Source organism: Nocardioides sp. (assembly GCF_016462705.1).
Classification (GTDB): domain Bacteria; phylum Actinomycetota; class Actinomycetes; order Propionibacteriales; family Nocardioidaceae; genus Nocardioides.
In genome coordinates this window covers 1-2,943 of the sequence record NZ_JAEMSS010000199.1, presented here as the reverse complement: position 1 = coordinate 2,943, position 2,943 = coordinate 1, and the positions used below count along the sequence as shown (strand labels likewise).

The 2,943-nt window shown below is 72.2% G+C and carries 3 protein-coding genes; 2 read left to right on the top strand and 1 reads right to left on the bottom strand.

Annotated features, from left to right (window positions below):
• Positions 1–189: 189 nt before the first annotated feature.
• On the top strand, positions 190–888 hold the full coding sequence (locus tag JHD21_RS18995) for a VWA domain-containing protein (protein ID WP_292678398.1): 699 nt from the start codon (positions 190–192) through the stop codon (positions 886–888).
• Complete coding sequence (locus tag JHD21_RS18990; RefSeq protein ID WP_292678396.1) at positions 885–1,748, top strand: protein phosphatase 2C domain-containing protein; 864 nt, start codon at positions 885–887, stop codon at positions 1,746–1,748. The genes JHD21_RS18995 and JHD21_RS18990 overlap by 4 nt, the downstream gene beginning before the upstream one ends.
• On the opposite strand, the gene JHD21_RS18985 is transcribed toward JHD21_RS18990, so the two are convergent.
• Positions 1,717–2,823: a hypothetical protein gene (locus tag JHD21_RS18985; protein WP_292678394.1), complete on the bottom strand. Its 1,107-nt coding sequence runs from the start codon at positions 2,821–2,823 to the stop codon at positions 1,717–1,719. The genes JHD21_RS18990 and JHD21_RS18985 overlap by 32 nt on opposite strands.
• Positions 2,824–2,943 lie beyond the last annotated feature (120 nt).

Here is a 2,943-nt window from a genome sequence, read left to right as displayed (position 1 = left end):
TGCCCGAGGAGCTCGGTGATGTGGGCGCGACCCAGCGGTCCCAGGTCGACCTCGGTCCCGTTGGAGAGGCTCATGGGCGCCGGTCACCTCCGCTCACAGCCGTGGATCACGAGACGAGGAAAGCCCCCCGCTGGGAGCGGCAACAGGGTATATCCTCGCCACGGCCGCGGCATCGAAGGCAGGTGGAGCATGAGTGATCGCTTGGGTGGTGCCCTCGGGCGCAAGCCCCTGCACTTCATCTTCGTGCTCGACGTCTCCGGCTCCATGCTCCGCGGCGGCCGCATCCAGGCCCTCAACAACGCGATGGCCGAGGTCGTGCCCCACCTGCGCGACGAGGCCCGCGCCAATCCCCACGCCGAGCTGCTGGTGCGGGTCCTGGCCTTTGCCACGGAGACGACCTGGGTCGTCGAGGAGCCGACGCCGATCGAGCAGTTCCACTGGGAGCGGCTGCCGGCGACGCCCAAGGGCTTCACCGAGCTCGGCAGCGCCCTCTCGGTCCTCGCCGAGAGCCTGCACGAGATGGACAACGCCAGCGGCTATCCGCCCGCGATCATCCTCGTCTCCGACGGTCGTCCCACCGACAGCACCGGCATCAGCTTCGCCGACGGCCTCCAGCAGGTCCTCGACGAGCGGTGGGGCGCGGCCGCGATCCGGTTGGCGCTCGGCGTCGGCCGCGACGCCGACATGCACTCGCTGCGACGCTTCATCGGCAACGAGGACGTGCCTCTGCTTCGCGCCGACAACCCCCAGCAGCTGGTGGAATACATCGTCTGGGCGTCCAAGGCCGCCAGCCGCGGCGCCTCGCGGCCGGTCATCGGATCGGCCCCCGTGACCTACACCCCGCCGTCCGCCGCCGGGGGCGACCCGATCTGGAGCACGCTCGCATGAGCCGCCGCTGGACGGCCCTGTCCGGCACCCAGATCGGCTCGGTCCACGTCCGCGACGGCCTGCCCCTCCAGGACGCCCACACCGTCCTGGTCACCGACGGCACGGCGGTCGTCGCGGTGGCCGACGGCCACGGCCACCGGCTGCACTTCCGCAGCGACGTGGGGTCCGCTCTCGCCGTACGGATCTCCGCGGAGCTCCTCACCGCGGCGCTCCCCCACCTCACCGACCCGGCCACCGCGCCGGGCGTGCTGCGCGAGGTCGGCACCCAGCTCATCTCGCGGTGGACCGAGGCCGTCCACGACCACGTCGCCCAGCAGCCCTTCGCCGGTGACGACCTGCTGCTCGTCGACCCGGCCGACCCGGGACAGCGCACCCGCCCCTACGGCAGCACGGTCCTGGCCATGGTCGCGACCGACGCACTGCTGGGGGTCGTGCAGATCGGTGACGGCGACGCGGTCGTCGTGACGTCCGCGGGCACCGCGCTGCGCCCTGTCCCCGAGGACCCCGACCTCGACGGGAGCCGCACGACGTCGCTGTGCCAGCCCGACCCGGGAGCCTCGCTGCGCGTCGGGGCGCTCGACGTGCGTGCCGAGGACCTGGTGCTGGGCTACCTCTGCACCGACGGCTTCAGCACCTCGCGCGTCGACGCCGACGGCTGGTGGCGCCAGACCGGCGAGGAGCTGGTCGGCTTCGCCCGCCAGCACGGCTTCGCGTGGATCGAGGAGCGGCTGCCCGGGTGGCTGGAGGAGCCGGCGGCCATCGGCGGCGACGACACCACCTTGGCGCTGGTCGCCCTGACCTCGCTCGACCCGGGCGCCGATCCCGGCGCTACTGCTTCGGCGACTCCCACCACGCGATGAGGGCGTCCTGGTCGTTGGTCGGGTAGTAGGCCTCCATGTAGCACAGGCACGCGGTCTGGTCCCAGTAGCGCAGGACCCGGTCGCCGTCGGCGTAGGAGTCGGCGACCCGGCCCTCGACGGCACCCGTGCCGAACATCCAGTCGGGCGGGCTGAGGATCAGCCCGTCGCGCCGGGAGTCGCGCAGGCGGACCTGGCGATAGTCGATCAGGTCCTTCTTGCTGGCCATCTTGGCGACGTAGACGACGATCTGTCGACGCGCCTTGCACCGGCTCTCCTCCAGCTCCCCCGGCGACAGCGTCTGGATCCGCTCGCACTGGTTGGGGCGCAGCCAGAACTGGGCGAAGTCGATGAGGTCGGGGTCGCTCATCCGCGACGGGTAGTCGACGAAGCTCCCCACGCTGCCGTAGACCTGTGCCAGCTCGTCGACCTCGACATCGGCGCTGCCGCCCTTGTAGAGACCGCTCTGCAGCGACCCTTCGCTGTCCCAGTAGAGCGTCGGGCTCGTCGACTCGGTGTCGAAGCTGAAGATCACCCCGAAGGAGCCCTCGGCGTAGCGGCCGCCCACGTCGGTGTTGACGGCGCGTGACCGGGCCGCCTGGAGCTCGTCGAGCGTGTCGTAGGTCGTGAGCTCGAGCGTGCCGCGCGGGAAGGTGCAGGAGATCGCCTCCGCCTGCCCGGACAGTGCCGCGCCCTCGACGCAGTCCGACTGCCCCGTCGTGACGCGGGTGCCGAGGGCGGAGTAGCGCTGGTTGATCGCGTCAAAGGCCAGGTCCGGCCCTTCGGTCACCCCGTCGGTGGTGCCGTCCGTCGGCCCGTCGGTGGGTCCGCTGCTGGAGGATCCGGCGCTCGGGCCGTCGGGGCCGACCTCGGGCTCGTCGTCGCCTCCGGTGAGCCGCAGGACGCCGAAGACGACCGCGAGGATCACCAGCCCGATCCCGGCGCCGATCAGCAGGGGCAGCAGGCCCTTGCCCTTCGCCTTCCCCCCACCCGTGCCCGGACCGGGCTGTGCGGGCGGAGGTGGACTGGACCACTGCCCCCCGGGTTGGGGCATCTGCTGGGGCATCTGCTGGGGCATGAACGTGGGCATCGCCGGTGGAGCCGTCGGGGGCGGACCGGCGGGCGACATCATCGGTGGCACCGGGCTCGTGGGCGGCGGCACCTGGTTGGGCGGCGGGGGCATGGCACCCTGCGTGCG